The organism is Rhodococcus olei (assembly GCF_039540555.1).
GTDB lineage: Bacteria > Actinomycetota > Actinomycetes > Mycobacteriales > Mycobacteriaceae > Rhodococcus_G > Rhodococcus_G olei.
Window position 1 is genome coordinate 20967 of sequence record NZ_BAABFB010000056.1, and the last position, 17069, is coordinate 38035.

Annotated in this window: 17 protein-coding genes and 1 riboswitch; of the genes, 14 read left to right on the forward strand and 3 right to left on the reverse strand. The window is 71.2% G+C overall.

Annotated elements, in window-relative coordinates; all coding sequences use genetic code 11:
- Window positions 1-42 precede the first annotated feature (42 nt).
- The 12 genes from ABD951_RS18005 (at window position 43) to ABD951_RS18060 (ending at window position 10677) form a co-directional block, all read left to right on the forward strand.
- Window positions 43-1095: an SMP-30/gluconolactonase/LRE family protein gene (locus tag ABD951_RS18005; protein WP_345347915.1), complete on the forward strand. Its 1053-nt coding sequence runs from the start codon at window positions 43-45 to the stop codon at window positions 1093-1095.
- Window positions 1096-1152: 57 nt separating this feature from the next.
- Window positions 1153-1806 (forward strand): CDP-alcohol phosphatidyltransferase family protein, encoded by a 654-nt coding sequence (locus ABD951_RS18010; RefSeq protein ID WP_345347918.1) that lies wholly within the window; start codon window positions 1153-1155, stop codon window positions 1804-1806.
- Entirely contained in the window at window positions 1797-2660 is an 864-nt protein-coding gene (locus ABD951_RS18015; protein WP_345348005.1) for a DUF881 domain-containing protein, read from the forward strand. The genes ABD951_RS18010 and ABD951_RS18015 overlap by 10 nt, the downstream gene beginning before the upstream one ends.
- A 14-nt stretch (window positions 2661-2674) precedes the next feature.
- Complete coding sequence (locus ABD951_RS18020; protein WP_345347921.1) at window positions 2675-3034, forward strand: small basic family protein; 360 nt, start codon at window positions 2675-2677, stop codon at window positions 3032-3034.
- A 24-nt stretch (window positions 3035-3058) separates the two neighbouring features.
- Complete coding sequence (locus ABD951_RS18025; protein WP_345347924.1) at window positions 3059-3808, forward strand: DUF881 domain-containing protein; 750 nt, start codon at window positions 3059-3061, stop codon at window positions 3806-3808.
- Between the two features lie 25 nt (window positions 3809-3833).
- Window positions 3834-4238 carry a glycine cleavage system protein GcvH gene (gene gcvH, locus ABD951_RS18030; RefSeq protein ID WP_345347926.1) on the forward strand — a complete coding sequence of 135 codons (405 nt, stop codon included), beginning with the start codon at window positions 3834-3836 and terminating at the stop codon, window positions 4236-4238.
- Between the two features lie 166 nt (window positions 4239-4404).
- On the forward strand, window positions 4405-4884 hold the full coding sequence (garA, locus tag ABD951_RS18035; protein WP_345347929.1) for a glycogen accumulation regulator GarA: 480 nt from the start codon (window positions 4405-4407) through the stop codon (window positions 4882-4884).
- The gene (gene ftsR, locus ABD951_RS18040; protein WP_345347932.1) at window positions 4884-5627 is read left to right on the forward strand and encodes a transcriptional regulator FtsR; all 744 of its coding nucleotides are present in this window, start codon (window positions 4884-4886) and stop codon (window positions 5625-5627) included. Before garA ends, ftsR begins: the two co-directional genes overlap by 1 nt.
- A 121-nt stretch (window positions 5628-5748) precedes the next feature.
- Window positions 5749-6222 carry a bifunctional nuclease family protein gene (locus ABD951_RS18045; RefSeq protein WP_345347935.1) on the forward strand — a complete coding sequence of 158 codons (474 nt, stop codon included), beginning with the start codon at window positions 5749-5751 and terminating at the stop codon, window positions 6220-6222.
- Between the two features lie 304 nt (window positions 6223-6526).
- Window positions 6527-7081 (forward strand): MerR family transcriptional regulator, encoded by a 555-nt coding sequence (locus ABD951_RS18050; RefSeq protein WP_345348008.1) that lies wholly within the window; start codon window positions 6527-6529, stop codon window positions 7079-7081.
- 94 nt (window positions 7082-7175) lie between these two features.
- Window positions 7176-7272: riboswitch (glycine riboswitch) on the forward strand.
- A 230-nt stretch (window positions 7273-7502) separates the two neighbouring features.
- A complete protein-coding gene (gene gcvP, locus ABD951_RS18055; RefSeq protein ID WP_345348011.1) occupies window positions 7503-10280 on the forward strand; it encodes an aminomethyl-transferring glycine dehydrogenase in 2778 nt (925 codons plus the stop codon).
- Between the two features lie 226 nt (window positions 10281-10506).
- Window positions 10507-10677 carry a hypothetical protein gene (locus ABD951_RS18060; RefSeq protein ID WP_345347938.1) on the forward strand — a complete coding sequence of 57 codons (171 nt, stop codon included), beginning with the start codon at window positions 10507-10509 and terminating at the stop codon, window positions 10675-10677.
- Window positions 10678-10713: 36 nt separating this feature from the next.
- On the opposite strand, the gene ABD951_RS18065 is transcribed toward ABD951_RS18060, so the two are convergent.
- Complete coding sequence (locus ABD951_RS18065) at window positions 10714-12507, reverse strand: substrate-binding domain-containing protein (protein ID WP_345347940.1); 1794 nt, start codon at window positions 12505-12507, stop codon at window positions 10714-10716.
- A 104-nt stretch (window positions 12508-12611) separates the two neighbouring features.
- A complete protein-coding gene (locus ABD951_RS18070; RefSeq protein WP_345347943.1) occupies window positions 12612-14795 on the reverse strand; it encodes a malate synthase G in 2184 nt (727 codons plus the stop codon).
- 383 nt (window positions 14796-15178) lie between these two features.
- On the opposite strand from ABD951_RS18070, the gene ABD951_RS18075 reads away from it, so the two are divergent.
- Together ABD951_RS18075 and ABD951_RS18080 are read left to right on the forward strand one after the other, a co-directional pair.
- Window positions 15179-15613 carry an ester cyclase gene (locus tag ABD951_RS18075; RefSeq protein WP_345347945.1) on the forward strand — a complete coding sequence of 145 codons (435 nt, stop codon included), beginning with the start codon at window positions 15179-15181 and terminating at the stop codon, window positions 15611-15613.
- 31 nt (window positions 15614-15644) lie between these two features.
- On the forward strand, window positions 15645-16415 hold the full coding sequence (locus tag ABD951_RS18080; protein ID WP_345347948.1) for a class I SAM-dependent methyltransferase: 771 nt from the start codon (window positions 15645-15647) through the stop codon (window positions 16413-16415).
- Here the strand turns inward: ABD951_RS18080 and ABD951_RS18085 are convergent.
- On the reverse strand, window positions 16402-17007 hold the full coding sequence (locus ABD951_RS18085; RefSeq protein WP_345347951.1) for a PaaI family thioesterase: 606 nt from the start codon (window positions 17005-17007) through the stop codon (window positions 16402-16404). The genes ABD951_RS18080 and ABD951_RS18085 overlap by 14 nt on opposite strands.
- Between the last annotated feature and the right edge of the window lie 62 nt (window positions 17008-17069).

Below are 17069 nucleotides of genomic sequence, written 5' to 3' on the forward strand. Positions count from 1 at the left end.
ACGAGGGCGCGGAACGCCGCCGCCCGTACTACCGTGACCGGCATGGGATTCGTCCGCGACGTCCTCGCCCGGCTCGATCGCACCGGCGTCGATCCGGTCGCCTGGCGGGCGCCGGCCGCGCCGCGTGAGAACCCCGATCCGGCACCGGAATTCGACCACCTCGAACGGTGGGCGACGGCCGGATCGCGGGGTCCGGAGGACGTCGCCGTCGACCACGAGGGGCGCCTCGTCACCGGCACCGACGACGGTGCGCTCTGGCGATACGACCACCTGCACCGCGGCGGACCCGGCCGCGTCGTCCGCGTCGCCGACACCGGTGGGCGGCCGCTCGGAATCGAGATCCTCGACGACGGCCGCTACCTGGTGTGCGACGCCGACCGCGGTCTGCTGCGGGTCGACGACCGGGGCCGCGTCGAGACGCTGACCGACAGTGCGCTCGGGCGGCCGCTGCTGGCCTGCAACAACTCGGCGGTCGGCCGCGACGGCATCGTCTACTTCACCGACTCCTCGGCGAAATTCACGATCCCCGAACACCGGCTCGACCTGCTCGAGCACCGCGGCACCGGGCGGCTGATCCGGTTCGACCCGGCCACCGGTGAGACCCATCTGCTCGCCGACGGGCTGCAGTTCGCGAACGGTGTCGGCCTGTCCGCCGACGAGTCGTACGTGGTGGTCGCCGAAACGGGCGGATACCGGATCCGCCGGGTCGACCTGACCGGCCCGACCGCCGGCCGGGTGTCGACGTGGGCGGAGAACCTGCCCGGCATCCCCGACAACCTGGCGTCCCAGACCGCCGCCGGGATCTTCTGGGTCGCGCTGTACAGCCCGCGGATGCGGGTGCTGGACCTGATGGCGCCGTACCCCGCCCTGCGGCTGATCGCCGCGAACCTGCCCGGGTGGGCGCAGCCGGACCCGGAGCCGCGGGCCTGGGTGCTCGGCCTCGACGGCGACGGCGCGATCGTGCACAACCTGCGCGGGCCGAAGGGCAGCTACTCGCCGGTCACCGGTGTCCGTGAGGCCGGCGGGGCGCTCTACCTCGGCAGCCTCACCGCGGACGGCGTGGCACGCGTCCCGGCGCCGCGTCCGCGCGTGTGACAGTCTTGTCCGCGGGCGGACCGCACGGTGCGCCGGCACGGCGGACGCGGGAGTGAGATGGACAGCGCAGACCGGTCGCGCGCGCAGGCGGGCGGCCCGGCCGAGGTGATCGTGACCGATCGTGTGCTGACAGTACCGAACCTGCTCAGCGTCGTCCGGCTGATCGGCGTGCCGCTGTTCGCCTACCTGTTGCTCGGGCCGCACGCCGACGGGTGGGCCCTGGCGATCCTGATGCTCAGCGGCGTCACGGACTGGGCCGACGGCAAACTGGCCCGCCTGCTGAACCAGACGTCTCGGCTCGGCGCCCTGCTCGACCCGTTCGTCGACCGGCTGTACGTGGTCACCACGCTGCTCGCGTTCGCGATCCGCGGGATGGTTCCGTGGTGGGTCACGATCGTCCTGATCGGCCGCGACCTCGTCCTCGCGGCGTCCCTGCAGGTCTACCGGCGGCGGGGGCTGCCGCCGCCGGCGGTGCTGTACCTGGGCAAGGCCGCGACGTTCGCGTTGATGTTCGCGCTCCCACTGGTCCTCGCCGCACAGACCGACTGGGCGGGCGCGGCCGTCGCGCACGCGTGGGGATACGCACTGCTGGCGTGGGGCACCGGGCTGTACGTGTGGACCGGCCTGCTGTACCTGCTCGCGGCCCGCAACACCGCACGTGAGGTGCCCGTGCCCTCGGCCCCGTCCCGCAGCGGGAGCGAATCACCTTGACCGACAGCGAAGTTCGCCGAAATCCGACGCCGTCGCTGCTGACCGCGCTGCTCGCGGAGGGTCTCGACCCCGGGTACGCCGCCGCGGCCGAGGACCGGGCCCGGGGCCACGCCCGGCGCCGGCCTCTGCACGCGGGGGTGTGGTGTGCGGGCGGCGCGCTCGTCCTCGGACTGATCTTCGGAACCGCCTACGCGGAGGCCGTCGACCGCACACCCGGCACCGAGCAGGTGCGCCGCGACATCCTCGCCCAGGTCGCCGGTGCGGAGGCGCGAGGAGCCGACCTCGCGAGCGTGCGGGACGACCTGGCGGCCCGCGCCGACGGCGCCCGGGCCCGCGCGCTCGCCGGCGACGCCCAGGGTGCCGCGGTGCTCGACCGGATCACCTCCCTGCAACAGTCCGCCGCGCTCGATCCGGTCCACGGCCCCGGGATCGCGGTCACCCTGACCGACCCCGCGGCGCGACCGGACCTGTCGGACCGTTCCCGCCCCGGCGGCGGCGCCAAACCGGTGATCCTCGACCGGGATCTGCAGTCGGTCGTCAACTCGCTGTGGGCGTCCGGCGCGGAGGCCGTCGCGGTCGGCAACGTGCGGGTCGGGCCGGGCGTGACGATCAGGCAGGCGGGCGGTGCGATGCTCGTCGACAACCAACCGGTGCCGTCGCCGTACGTGGTCTCCGCGATCGGGTCGCCGGGCCGGCTGCAGACCGGATTCGTCGTCAGCGACGCCTATCTGCGGATGTCGGGCGTGTCGCAGTTGTACGGCGCCGGGTTCGACGTCGCCGAGAAGGACGACATCAGGCTCCCGGGCGCGACGGCCCGGGAGGTTCACAGTGCACGAGAAGGGGGTGGTCGGTGAAACCGGTCAAACCGATGAGGGCGGCCAGGAACGGATACGCGATCTACGGGGTGCTCGCCCTGATCGCGGGAATCGTGGCGGGCGTGGTGCTGCGGCCCCAGGTGCCCGACGCGGTGCAGCCGTACCTGCCGATCGCGGTCGTCGCCGCGCTCGACGCCGTCTTCGGCGGTCTCCGTGCCTATCTCGACGAGATCTTCGACGCGAAGGTGTTCGTGGTCTCGTTCGTCTTCAACGTGCTCGTCGCCGCCCTGATCGTGTGGCTCGGCGACCAGCTCGGGGTCGGCACCCAGCTGTCCACCGCGATCGTCGTGGTGCTCGGAATCCGGATCTTCGGCAACGCAGCGGCCCTGCGTCGCAGGCTGTTCGGTGCGTGACAGCCGTGGGAGGTGAGAACCGCGGTGGCACCCGAGGGTAGGCACGAGTGGCACACCGAGACGCCGCCGGCGGCCGTGCGGCGGTCGAAGGTCGTGTTCGGGCTGCTCGCCGCGCTCCTGATGGCCGCGCTGGGTGTCGCGATCGCGACCCAGGTGCGCGGCACCGGCTCCGGCGACACCCTGGACTCGGCGCGACCGGCCGACCTGCTGGTCGTCCTGGACAACCTGAACCAGCGCGAGGCCGCACTGCGGCAGGAGGTCACCTCGCTGCAGGAGACGCTCGCGACGTTGCAGCGCAGTGGCGGCGGGTCGGACGCGGCGCTCGCCGAGGCGAACGCGCGGCTGACCGCGCTGTCCATTCAGGTCGGGACCGTCCCGGCGACCGGTCCGGGAGTGGTGCTCACCGTGACCGACCCGGCATCCGGCGTCGGGTCCGAGGTGATGTTGGACATGCTCCAGGAGCTGCGGGCGGCCGGTGCCGAGGCGATCGAGGTGCAGGGCGGCAGCGGTCCGCCGATCCGGATCGGCGTCAACTCCTGGGTCAGCGGAACACCCGGAAAGCTGCAGCTCGACGGGCAGCCACTGGCCGCGCCCTACACCGTCACCGCGATCGGCGACCCGCCGACGCTGGCTGCGGCACTGAACATTCCGGGTGGTGTCGTCGACACGGTCGCGCGCAGCGGGGGACGCGTCGGCGTCGAACAGAAGGACCAGGTCACGGTCGCCGCCTTGCGGGAGGAGAAACCCCGCCAATACGCTCAGCCCGGAAACTGAAAAGGGTCGTCGAAAGGACCACACGGTGAGTGAGACCAACATCCCGGCCGAATTGCGCTACACGGCCGAGCACGAGTGGGTGCAGCGGACGGGATCGACCACCGTGCGCGTGGGTATCACCGACTTCGCCCAGTCCCAGCTCGGTGACGTCGTGTTCGTGCAGCTGCCCGCCGAGGGCGACGCCGTCGCCGCGGGCGAGTCGTTCGGTGAGGTCGAGTCGACCAAGAGCGTCTCCGACATCTACGCGCCGCTGAGTGCGAAAGTCGTTGCCGCGAACGGGGATCTGGAGGGCACTCCGGAGCTGGTCAATTCGGCGCCGTACGGTGACGGCTGGCTGGTGGATCTCGAGGTCGAGGACGAGGCCGCACTCGACGCCGCACTCGGCGGGATGCTCGACGCCGCCGCATATCGCGAGGTTGCCGGGGAATAACCGCGACGCGCCCCGGTCTGCTCGCGCCTACGCGGACGGGCATCGGCAGGGTACGGTCAATGGAGGGTGCATTCGCCGTGTCGGGGCGCAGATCCGCATCGGTTGTGATTGTGTCTACAGATTTGTTCGGGGGATCCCGAATCGATCGGACTGAGGAGGAGAAACGGTGAGCGACAACGACAACGACGCGGTCTATGGGGAGACGCCTGCTGAGACCACGTCGGTTTTCCGAGCGGATTTCCTCAGCGAACTGGACGGTGCCACCGCCGCGCCGACCGAACAACCCGTCTCCGGTGTCGAGGGTCTGCCCGCCGGTTCCGCCCTGCTCGTCGTCAAGCGCGGCCCGAACGCCGGTTCGCGGTTCCTGCTCGACCATCCGACCACCTCGGCGGGCAGGCACCCGGACAGCGACATCTTCCTCGACGACGTGACGGTCTCGCGCCGGCACGCGGAGTTCCGCCGCGAACAGCACGAGTTCCAGGTCGTCGACGTGGGCAGCCTGAACGGCACCTACGTCAACCGTGAGCCCGTGGACTCGGCGGTGCTCGCCAACGGCGACGAGGTGCAGATCGGCAAGTTCCGCCTCGTGTTCCTGACCGGGCCGCGTGGCGCGGGTGGCGATGCGCCTGCGGGTGCGGGTAGCTGATGACCGCCGTCGGGCATCGGAGTCCGAGCGCGGGCGGGATGTCGATCGGCTCCGTCCTCGATCGGCTCCGGCCCGAGTTTCCGGACGTCACGATCTCGAAGATCCGCTTCCTGGAAGCGGAGGGCCTGATCAGTCCGGAACGCACGCCGTCGGGATACCGGCGGTTCTCGATCGCCGACTGTGAGCGACTGCGGTACGTGCTCACCGCGCAGCGGGACCAGTACCTGCCGCTGAAGGTGATCAAGGAACAACTCGAGGCGATCGACAGCGGCGCCGCCGTGGTCGGCGCGCCCGACTCGGCACCCCGGCGCCCTCGCGTGCTCGCGATCGCGCCGGGGGAGGTGTCGCCCGAGGAGTTCCGCCCGGATCGGGAGGTGCGGGTCAGCCGCAGCGACCTGCTCGCCCGATCCGGGGTCGACGAGGGGTTCCTGACCGAACTGGTCCGGGCCGGGTTGATCGTGCCCGGGTCCGCGGGATTCTTCGACGAGGACGCGGTCACGCTCGCGCGGACCGCGAAGGCGATGTCCGGGTTCGGCCTCGAGGTGCGGCACCTGCGGGCGTTCAAGCTCGCCGCGGACCGCGAGGCGAGCCTGGTCGCGCAGATCGCCGGTCCGGTCGCCAAGGGCCGCGACGCCGGCGCACGCGATCGGGCCGAGGAGATGGTCCGCGAACTCGCGGCGCTGTCGCTCACGCTGCACACCTGCCTGGTGAAATCGGCGGTGCGCGGCGCGTTGGACCGCTGACGCGGCGCGGGTCGCCGTCCCCGGCCGCGCGGGATGCCCGCGCGGCATTTCGACGCTGACGGCGATCGTCCGGGCGGCATAGAATCGGTCGAAGCAACAGTTTTCACGGGAGGCGGGCGCGATGAGTGAGATGCGTGTGATCGGGATCCGTGTCGAGCAGCCGCAGAACTCGCCCGTGCTGTTGCTGCGTGAGGCGGAGGGGGACCGGTACCTGCCGATCTGGATCGGGCAGACGGAGGCGACCGCGATCGTGCTGGAGCAGCAGGGCGTCGAGCCCGCTCGCCCGCTGACGCACGATCTGATCAAAACCCTGATCGGCGCGCTCGGGCACCGGCTGCTCGAGGTCCGGATCGTCGACCTGCAGGAGGGGACCTTCTACGCGGATCTGGTGTTCGACCAGAACATCACGGTGTCGGCGCGGCCGTCGGATTCGGTGGCCATCGCGCTGCGGGTCGGTGTGCCGATCTACGCGGAGGAATCGGTGCTCGCCGAGGCCGGACTGGTGATGCCGGACGAGCGCGAGGACGAGGTGGAGAAGTTCAAGGAGTTCCTCGAGTCGGTGTCGCCGGACGACTTCAAGGCGACCGACGGATAGGTCACGACCAGCGACAACTCCGGTCTCGATCGGGTCTCGTGCCGGGTGTCGGCAGCTACTCTCGAGCTAAGCTGTGGTCACCTTGGGCGTGTTGCGTTGACCGTGTGTTCCCCGGCCCTTAGCGTCTGGCCGTCATGAACACGCACCGTGTAATTCGTTCGGGCGTGGGCCGACCTGGTCGGCGTACGCTGAAGAACATCCACGGTTCGGTTTTCCGTGCGAGAGGGAGCAGTCAGTGGTAGATCAGCCGCAGGACGCGAGCGATCGTCAGCGCGTCGATGCCCAGGCGCCGGCCGCCGAGGTCATCGAGGTCGACGACGTGCAGCCGGGTCTCTTCCCGGACGACTCCGTCCCCGACGAGCTGGTCGGCTACCGCGTCCCGATCGCATGCCAGATCGCCGGGATCACCTACCGTCAGCTCGACTACTGGGCCCGCACCTCGCTCGTCGTGCCGTCGATCCGTGGCGCGGCCGGGTCCGGCAGCCAGCGGCTGTACTCCTTCAAGGACATCCTCGTCCTGAAGATCGTCAAGCGACTGCTCGACACCGGCATCTCGCTGCAGAACATCCGGGTCGCGGTCGACCACCTGCGCAAGCGTGGAGTCGCTGACCTGGCGAAGATCACCCTGTTCTCCGACGGCACCACCGTCTACGAGTGCACCTCCCCGGAGGAGGTCGTGGATCTGTTGCAGGGCGGGCAGGGGGTGTTCGGCATCGCGGTCAGCGGCGCGATGCGCGAGCTGACCGGCACCATCGCGGACTTCCCGGCCGAGCGCGCCGACGGCGGCGAGAGCGAGCAGAGCCCGGAGGACGAGCTGGCGTCGCGGCGGCGCAGCCGCGCGAACCGCAAGACCGGCTGACGGCCGCTCTCCGAGCGGGCGGGGTGGCGCTGGCCACACCACGGGAGGGCGGCGTCGGAACCATCGGGTTCTTGGCATAGAATTCGGGGTGCGTCGTCGCCGCGCGGGAGAGTTCCGGAGCACGTGTCCGGACGCCGAAGGAGCAGCACCTCCCCGTCAATCTCTCAGGCACCCTGGACCGTGCGGGCACCGGCGCCTCTGGAAAGCGGTGGGAGCACCCACCCGCCCACGGGGAAAGGGGATCGGCCACCGGCCGCCGCCCCGAATCTCTCAGGCGCTCGGTACCGAGCAGGCGACAGAGGGGGAGGAACGCGCCGCAGTCCTGCGGTGTGGCCTCGAACCCGCGGGAGTTGCCTTGCCTGACCAGACCAGCGCTTTCGTCGACCGGCACATCGGCCCGGACGACGCCGAACTCGCGCGCATGCTGCACGTGATCGGGGTCGACGACCTCGACGCGCTCGCCGGCAAGGCGGTCCCCGCGAGCATCCTCGACACCGTCGCCGACGGGGTCAGCGCCGGCCTCGACGCACTGCCCGCGCCGCTGTCCGAGCACGAGGTCCTCGCCGAACTGACCGCGCTCGCCGAGCGCAACACCGTCGCCACGTCGATGATCGGTCTCGGCTACCACGACACCCTCACCCCGCCGGTGCTGGTGCGCAACCTGCTCGAGAACCCGGCCTGGTACACCGCGTACACCCCGTACCAGCCGGAGATCAGTCAGGGCCGGCTCGAGGCGCTGCTGAACTTCCAGACGATGGTCTCGGACCTGACCGGCATGGAGGTTGCGAACTCGTCGATGCTCGACGAGGCGACCGCCGCCGCCGAGGCGATGACACTGCTGCGGCGCGCGGGCAGGTCGAAGTCGCCGCGATTCGTCGTCGACACCGACCTGTTCCCGCAGACCCGCGCCGTGATCGAGACCCGCGCGACCCCGCTCGGCATCGAACTCGTCGAGGCGGACCTGTCCCGCGGTCTGCCCGACGGCGAGTTCTTCGGCGTGCTCACGCAGATCCCCGGCGCGTCCGGCCGGATCGTCGACCACGCGAACCTGATCGCCGAGGCCCACGATCGGGGTGCACTCGTCGCCGTCGGCGCGGACCTGCTGGCGTTGACGCTGCTGACCCCGCCCGGCGAGATGGGTGCCGACGCCTGCTTCGGCACGACGCAGCGGTTCGGTGTCCCGATGGGCTTCGGTGGCCCGCACGCCGGATACCTGGCCGTGCACTCGAAGCACGCCCGGCAGCTGCCGGGCCGCCTCGTCGGGGTGTCCGTGGACGCGGACGGCAACAAGGCGTACCGGCTGGCGCTGCAGACCCGGGAACAGCACATCCGCCGGGAGAAGGCGACCTCGAACATCTGCACCGCGCAGGTCCTCCTCGCCGTCGTCGCCGCGATGTACGCGAGCTACCACGGTGCCGAGGGACTGTCCGCGATCGCACGGCGCGTCAACACGGCCGCGCGCACCCTCGCCGGCGGTCTGCGTGCCGGCGGCGTCGAGGTGGTGCACGAGGCGTTCTTCGACACCGTCCTGACCCGGGTGCCCGGGCGGGCCGCGGACGTCGTCGCGACCGCCAAGGGCTGGAACGTGAACCTGCGTCTGGTCGACGCCGACCACGTCGGGATCGCGTGCGACGAGGCGACCACCGCCGCGCACCTGCAGTCGGTGCTGGCCGCGTTCGGTGTCGGCGGTGACCTGACCGACGAGCCGGCGCGGTCGCTGCCCGAGTCGCTGACCCGGACCTCCGACTTCCTGACCCACCCGGCGTTCACCTCGCACCGCACCGAGACCGCGATGATGCGGTACCTGCGCAAGCTCTCCGACAAGGACATCGCCCTCGACCGCAGCATGATCCCGCTCGGCTCGTGCACGATGAAGCTGAACGCGGCCGCCGAGATGGAGGCCATCACCTGGCCTCGATTCTCGAAGCTGCACCCGTTCGCGCCCGCCGACGACACGCCGGGTATCCGCCGGGTCGTCGCGGACCTGGAGTCGTGGCTGTCGTCGATCACCGGCTACGACCGGGTGAGCCTGCAGCCGAACGCAGGCAGCCAGGGCGAGTACGCCGGCCTCCTCGCGATTCGCAACTACCACCTCTCGCGCGGCGACGATCACCGGGACACCTGCCTGATCCCGTCCAGCGCGCACGGCACCAACGCCGCGTCCGCGGTGATGGCCGGGATGCGGGTCGAGGTCGTCGCGTGCCGCTCGAACGGGGACGTCGACCTCGACGATCTGCGGGCGAAGATCGCCGATCATGCCGAACGGCTGGCCGCGATCATGATCACCTACCCGTCCACGCACGGCGTGTACGAGCAGGAGGTCGGCGAGATCTGTGCGGCCGTGCACGACGCCGGCGGCCAGGTGTACGTGGACGGCGCGAACCTGAACGCGCTCGTCGGGCTGGCCCGTCCGGGCCGGTTCGGAGGCGACGTCAGCCACCTGAACCTGCACAAGACGTTCTGCATCCCGCACGGCGGCGGTGGCCCCGGCGTCGGACCCGTCGCGGTGCGGGCGCACCTGGCACCGTTCCTGCCCGGACATCCGCTCGCGCCGGAACTCGGTGCCGGACCGACGGTGTCCGCGGCGCCGTACGGCAGTGCGTCGATCCTGCCGATCACGTGGGCCTACATCCGGATGATGGGCGCCACCGGTCTGCGGTCGGCGTCGCTGACCGCGATCGCGTCCGCGAACTACATCGCCCGCCGCCTCGACGAGCACTTCCCGGTGCTCTACACCGGCGAGCACGGGATGGTCGCGCACGAGTGCATCGTCGACCTGCGGCAGATCACCAAGGACACCGGTGTCACGGTCGACGACGTCGCGAAGCGGCTGGCGGACTACGGGTTCCACGCGCCGACGATGAGCTTCCCGGTCGCGGGCACCCTGATGATCGAGCCGACCGAGTCGGAGAACCTCGACGAGATCGACCGGTTCTGCGACGCGATGGTCGCCATCCGCCGCGAGATCGACCGTGTCGGCACGGGGGAGTGGCCGGTCGACGACAACCCGTTGCGCGGGGCCCCGCACACCGCCGCCTGCCTGGTCGGCGAGTGGAACCACCCGTACTCGCGGGAGCTGGCGGTGTTCCCGGCCGGGACCGCCGACAAGATCTGGCCGCCGGTCCGGCGCATCGACGGCGCGCACGGGGACCGCAACCTGGTCTGCTCGTGCCCGCCGATCGAGGCCTTCAGCGGCTGACAGGCCCGCTGCGTCCTCCCTTCCAGAATGGCGTGTTCGGTCGCTCAGCGCGACGGAATGGGTCATTCGGGAAGCGTTGGGAAGGCTCGTGAGGAAGGCGAAGGATCATTGTGTACGGTGTTCCGCCCGGAGGACGATGAGTGAGCGTCACCGGGCGGGTCACCGTCCCGCCCTTCCAGCGCAGGACAATACGTCCCGCGCGTCACGAAGGAACGAAGGTCGGGAAATGTATGCCACGATCGCACGCGCCGCTGCCGTGACCGGAATCGTCCTGAGCCTGGGCGCGCTGGCGGCGCCATCGGCGTCCGCCGACAAGCGCATCATCGGCAACGGCTCGGCCCACATCTGCTTCGTCGTGCCGTTGCCCGGTTCCGCCGACATCACCTGGTGCCTGTAGCCCGCCCGACACCCTCGGGTGCCGGCGCCGCGCCGCTCAGTTCAGCAACTGGTCGACCGCGGCGCCGAGTTCGGTGCCGTTCGAGTTCGGGACGGCGGTCAGCGTGCCGCCGGTCAGTTCGGTCAGCGAACGCAGTGTGTCGGCGTCGGAGTTCTCCCCGATGGTGACGACGTCGATGCGCACCGGCCGCGCGGAATCCGACGACTCGGCGATCGAGCGCAGCAGCTGGCGCGCGGACATCGACGTGTCGTCGTTGGGTCCGTCGGTGATCAGCAGCACCGAATTCGTGCGGTCCGCAGCGTAATTGCGGACCGCGTTCTCGTACGCCGCCTGCACCGACGCGTACGTCGAGGTCGCGGTGGCCGGCTGCACGGCACCCAGCGCGTCCGTGATCGCCCGCCGGCGCGGGACCCCACCGACGGTGTCGGTGAGGGTGCCGGCCGGCACCAGCACCCGGTACGGCTTCGCCCCGTCGAGACCTCGCGAGTACACCCACAGTCCGAGGTTCGATCCGTCGCGGGCGGAGCCGACCGCCGTCGTCAGTGCCGCGACCGTGTTCGCCAGACGCGACTTCGAACCCTCGATGTTCCGCATCGAGCCCGACACGTCCAGGAGCACGGTCGTCGCGGCCGGCTGCGCGGGGAGGGCGACGGTCCCCACCAGGCGGGCGGTCACCTCCGGTGCCGCCGGGACGAGCGAGGTGGCGATCGGTGGGTAGGCGACGGCCGCGCTGCCCGCCGGTGTGCGTCCGTCGGCGCGGAACCCGGCCGCGACGAACGCGTCGGCCTGTTCCGGGCGCCGCAGGTAGTCGGCGAAGTCGGCGGCCGCGCGCCGCAGCGTCTCGTCGGTCCAGGTGGTCGCGAGGACGGCCGCCGGGTGGTCGGCGACCGGGGTCGCCCCGGTCGGGACGACCTCGCGCAGCTGAGCGCCCGCGGCGATCGCCCTCGCGAGCTGCTGCTCGGTGGCCGGGACCGCGTGAAAGACGCCGTCCCTCGGATTGGTCTGGGCGCCGAGTGCCTTCAGCGCATCGGCGGTGGTGGCCGGCGCGTCGGGGATCACCGCCGCGCCCCGCCCCAACGTCGTGAGCGCGGAGGTCACCGGAGGGGACGACGCCTGCTCGGCGGTCACCGGACCGGCGCCGGCCCCGGCGACCGCGGCCGCGACCGCCTCGGTCGCCAGCGCCGTCGGCTCGGACCCCGGCCCGGTCGGCAGGGCCAGTCGCAGCGTCCCCCAGTGCGGCAGGCCCGCCGCCGTCAGCGCCTCCGGATCGGACTGCAGACGCGGCAGGTCCTGCCAGCCGACCTGGGGTCGCGTCATCGCCTGCGCGACCACCGTCGGCGCGGCGATCACGACGGCGGCGGACGCGACCGGCTTCGGTTGCCCGTCGACGATCCCCGGATGGCTGCTCAGGGTGCCCAGCGCCCAGCTCGACTGCGGAATCCACAGTGCCGGTGCGGGAGTCGGGCCGGACCACCGTCCGCCGGCGCTCGCGGCGAGCGCGTCACCGATGGTGCGGGACGCCTCCTCGGTGACCGTCACGGTGATGCAGTGGTCGCGGACGACCGGGGCGGTCTCGGCGTAGCGGGCGGCGAGATCGCGGACGACCGGGGCGATGTCGGGGTCGGCGGTGACCGCGAGGGTGGCCTCGCCCTCGACACAGGTGCGGGCGGCCTGCGTGCCCTGGTCGGAGATCCGGTCCCGAAGCTGGAACCAGCCGAGCACCGCGAGCACCAGCACGATCACCGTCGCGACGGCGATCACCGGACCCTTGCTGACGCCCCGGAAGCCCCCTGTACTCCCGCCGTCTCCACTGCCGCGATGTTGACCCACGGCGGCCAGTCTACGGATCGGGCCGGACGGGCCCGGTCACGGACGACACCGCCGTCCGACCGGGAGGTCGGACGGCGGTGTCGGGTGCCCGGCGGCCGCTCGGGTCAGGCGTTGGCGGCCTTGTACTCGCGGCGGCGGCGGTGCAGGATCGGCTCGGTGTAGCCGCTCGGCTGGGTGCCGCCCTCGAGGATCAGTTCCTTCGCCGCCTGGAAGGCGATGTTGGTGTCGAAGTCCGGGGCCATCGGCCGGTAGTCGGCGTCACCGGCGTTCTGCCGGTCCACCACCGGGGCCATCCGCTCGAGGGCGGCCACGACGTCGGCCTCGGTGACGATCCCGTGCCGGAGCCAGTTCGCCAGCAGCTGGCTCGAGATGCGCAGCGTCGCACGGTCTTCCATCAGCGCGACGTCGTGGATGTCCGGCACCTTCGAGCAGCCGACGCCGGCGTCGATCCAGCGCACGACGTAGCCGAGGATGGACTGGCAGTTGTTGTCGAGCTCCTCGCGCTTCTCGGCGTCGGACCAGTCGACGCTCGGCGCCAGCGGGATGGTCAGGATGTCGTCGACGGTGGCGCGGGGCTTGCCCTTCAGCTCGTCCTGCACCGCGAACACGTCCACCCGGTGGTAGTGGGTGGCGTGCAGGGTCGCACCGGTCGGCGACGGCACCCATGCGGTGTTCGCGCCGGCCTTCGGGTGGCCGATCTTCTGCTCGAGCATGTCGGCCATCAGGTCCGTCATCGCCCACATGCCCTTGCCGATCTGCGCCTTCCCCTGCAGGCCCGCGGCCAGGCCGGTGTCGACGTTCCAGTCCTCGTACGCGGCGATCCAGCGCTGCTTCTTCATCTCGGCCTTGCGGATCATCGCGCCGGCCTCCATCGACGTGTGGATCTCGTCGCCGGTGCGGTCGAGGAAGCCGGTGTTGATGAACACGACCCGCTCGCTGGCCTCCTTGATCGACGCGGCGAGGTTGACCGTGGTGCGGCGCTCCTCGTCCATGATGCCGACCTTGAGGGTGTTGGCGGGCAGGCCGAGGACCTGCTCGACGCGGCCGAACAGTTCGGTGGTGAACGCGACCTCTTCGGGGCCGTGCTGCTTGGGCTTGACGATGTAGATCGAGCCGGTGCGGCTGTTGTCGAGCGGTCCGTTCGCCTCGCTGCGGCTCAGGCCGTGAACCGCGCAGGCGCTGGTGACCAGGGCGTCGAGGATGCCCTCGGGAACCTCGCCTCCGTCGGCGTCGAGGATCGCGGGGTTGGTCATCAGGTGGCCGACGTTGCGGACGAACAGCAGCGAGCGGCCGTGCAGGGCGAGCTCGGAGCCGTCGGGGGCGGTGTAGGTGCGGTCGGCGTTGAGCGTGCGGGTAACGGTCTTGCCGCCCTTGTCGAAGGACTCGGACAGGTCGCCGCGGTTCAGGCCCAGCCAGTTGCGGTAACCGACCACCTTGTCGTCGGCGTCGACGGCCGCGACGGAGTCCTCGAAATCCATGATCGTGGTGACCGCGGACTCGAGCACGACGTCCTTGACGCCGGCGGCGTCGGTCTGCCCGATCGGGGACGACGGGTCGATCTGGATCTCGGCGTGCAGGCCGTGGTTGCGCAGCAGCACCGATGTCGGGGAGTCCTTCTCGCCGAGGTAGCCGACGAACTTCTCCGGCTGCGCAAGGCCGGTGACGACCTCGGCGCCCAGCTCGACCTTCAGCTCGGTGCCGTCGACGAAGTAGCGGGTGGCGTCGGCGTGGGTGCCGACGGCCAGCGGTGCGGCGGTGTCGAGGAAGTCGCGGGCCCAGGCGATGACCTTGTCGCCGCGCACCTTGTTGTAGCCGCGGCCCTTCTCGGCGCCACCGGCCTCGGAGATCGCGTCGGTGCCGTAGAGGGCGTCGTACAGCGAGCCCCAGCGGGCGTTCGAGGCGTTGAGGGCGAAGCGGGCGTTGAGCACCGGCACGACCAGCTGCGGTCCGGCGGTGGTGGCGATCTCGGCGTCGACGCCTGCGGTGGTGACCTGGAACGGCTCCGGGGTCGGCAGCAGGTAGCCGATCTCCTGGAGGAAGGCCTTGTACGCGGCGGCGTCGTGGGGCTGTCCGGCGCGGTCGCGGTGCCAGCCGTCGATCTGTGCCTGCAGCTCGTCGCGCCTGGCGAGCAGGGCCTTGTTCTTGGGCGCGAGGTCCTCGATCACCTTGACGGCGCCGGCCCAGAAGGCGTCGGTGTCCACGCCGGTGCCGGGCAGGGCCTCGGTGTTCACGAAGTCGTAGAGAACCTTGGCGACCTGGAGTCCACCGACCTGCACGCGTTCAGTCATATCGAACTGCCTCACTTTTCCGGTACCTGGCGACGCCCGCGACTGGACGCCTATACGGGATGACAACAATGTTACCCGGCGGTAGCTTCCCGGCTGGGTGCGGGGCGGTTGCCGGATGGGGAGCATCGACGAATACAGCTGTGGAGCTGAGGCGCGTGAGGTGGCGCGCCGACGTGCCGGGGACGGACGGTGCGTGTCGGCGGCAGGTCTCGATTGCGACCGGCGGTGTGGCCGGTCGCCTCGAATCATACGAGGGACGTCCCCGGCGGGACGGAGGCACCCGCATTCCGCGCCGGTCGCCACCCGGTCCGGGCCGTGCGCGGCGGGTCGAGAGGACGGACAATGAACGGACCTCGGCACGACCCACACAGAGGCTGACGACCATGTCACTTGACGCGAACAAGGCTCTGATCCGGCGCTTCTACCGCGAGATCGACGCCGGCAACCTCGACGCCCTCGACGAGCTCGTCGACGAGAACTACCTCGACCACTCGCCGCCCCCGTTCCCCGGTCTCGGCGCGCCGGGCCGGGCGGGCCTGAAGCAGGCGTTCGCGCTGTTCTGGGAGGCCACACCGGGACGTCACGCGATCGAGGACCAGATCGCCGAGGGCGACAAGGTGGTCACCCGCCTGCACTGCACGGGAACCCACAGCGGTGACCTTCCCGGCATCCCGGCGACCGGACACGCCCTGGAGATGACCGCGACGGTGGTCCACCGCATCGCGGACGGCCGGATCGTCGAGAAATGGTCGGACAAGGACGTGCTCTCCCTGCTGCAGCAGTTGGGCGTCCTACCGCCTCCGGCGGAGCGGGCTTGACGGCGATATCGCCGTCGTATTGATTGGATCCATGCAGTTCGCTGCACCCGCCGCGCAGTACGACCGGTTCATGGGGCGATACACCGAGTCGCTCGCGCCGCTGCTCGCCGACGCCGCCGGGGTGGTCGCCGGCCAACGTGTCTGCGACGTCGGCTGCGGGCCGGGTGGTCTGACCCGGGAGCTCGCCGCCCGGGTGGGTGCGGCCAATGTCGCCGCGATCGATCCGGCACCGCAGTTCGCGGCCGCCTGCCGGCAGCGCGCCCCGGGAGCCGACGTCCGCGAGGGCGTGGCCGAGCAGTTGCCCTGGGCGGACCGGGAATTCGACGCGACACTGTCGTCGCTGGTGATCGCGTTCATGGCCGACCCCGATCGGGGGGTGCGGGAGATGGCCCGCGTCACGCGGCCCGGCGGCGTCGTCGCCGCGTGCATGTGGGACCTCGCCACCGAGGGTATGACGATGCTGCACGTGTTCTGGTCCGCCGTCCGCCGGGTCGACCCGGGCGCCGTCGGCGAGGCGGCGTTGGCGGGCACCGCCGACGGCGACATCGCGGAGCGGTTCCGCCGTGCCGGGCTCGCGGACGTCACCGCGGGCGCGCTCACCGCCCACGTCGACTACACCGGGTTCGACGACTTCTGGGAACCGTTCACGTACGCCGTCGGACCCGCCGGCCAGTACCTGCGGTCGATGTCGCCCGTGCAGCGGACCGGTGTCCGCGATGCGTGCCGCGCCGCGTTGCCGGACGGGAGGTTCACGCTCGACGCGCGCGCGTGGTACGCGACCGGTCGCGTCACCGCCGGCTGATGAAGATGCCCTCCGCCTCGACCGTGACACCCGCCGAATCGGACAGGGTGCCGCGGACGGTGGCCTTGCGGCCGTCGACGCCGACCACCCGGGCCTCGGCCCGCAGCGGGCCCAGCGGGGTGGCCCGCAGATAGCGCAACGTCAACGTGCCGGTGTAGCGGCGCGCGTCCGCGCTCGCGGTGACCCCGAGCAGATGGTCGAGCACCAGCGCGCAGATCCCGCCGTGCACCATTCCGGGCGGTCCCTCGTACGCGGCGCCGAGGGTGACGTCGGTCCAGTGCCGCCCGGAGTCGTCGGATTCGATGACCAGCGGGGGCGCGATCGCGTTGCGCAGCCCAACCCCCGCGTTGCCCCACGCGATCGACTCCCCGGCCGCGGTCAGTCGCATCCCGAACGCACCGTCGATCTGGCGGGCCCGCAGCTTCGACGTCGCGGCCGCCACCTCGGCGTGGACCTCCCGGATCACCTCGTCGTCGACCTCGCTGCGGATCGTGGCGTCGACGAGCTCGCGCACCGCCTCGGCGAGCGGACCGTACAGCGCCTTGCGCCGTTCGAGCTCGTCGACGTCGACGTTATCGGGGACGAACTCCACTTCGACCGCCTTCACCTGGGGGACAACCGCTTTCCGGTCCCCGACTGTAGCCGTTCGGGGGC